The organism is Amycolatopsis kentuckyensis (genome assembly GCF_002155975.1).
Taxonomy (GTDB): Bacteria; Actinomycetota; Actinomycetes; order Mycobacteriales; family Pseudonocardiaceae; genus Amycolatopsis; species Amycolatopsis kentuckyensis.
In genome coordinates this window covers 384-663 of record NZ_MUMI01000473.1, presented here as the reverse complement: position 1 = coordinate 663, position 280 = coordinate 384, and the positions used below count along the sequence as shown (strand labels likewise).

Below are 280 nucleotides of genomic sequence, written 5' to 3'. Positions count from 1 at the left end.
CCCTTGCACGGTTCGGGGCCTGTGTCCGCATCATGACAGATCCGTTCCGCGGCCGATCGCGTTTCGCCGGATCACGTGGTCAGGGGTCGGCGAGCTCCACCCGGAGGGTGCAGGTGTCCCCCACTTCGAGCCCTTCGGCCTCGCGGACGGCCCGCTTGACGGGCAGCACGTAGGCGCCGCGCGAGCTGTCCGGGAAGATCGAGGTCCGCCAGCGGGTGGCGCCGACGGTCACCCGGACCCGCACGGCCCCGAAGCCGCGCCGGGGCCCGGCCGTGCGCTC

The 280-nt window shown here is 73.9% G+C and carries 1 protein-coding gene; it reads right to left on the bottom strand.

Features of this window, described 5'->3' with window-relative positions:
- Window positions 1–79: 79 nt before the first annotated feature.
- On the bottom strand, window positions 80–280 hold a 201-nt coding region (locus CCN39_RS37380), incomplete at its 5' end, for a DUF1905 domain-containing protein (RefSeq protein WP_143264292.1).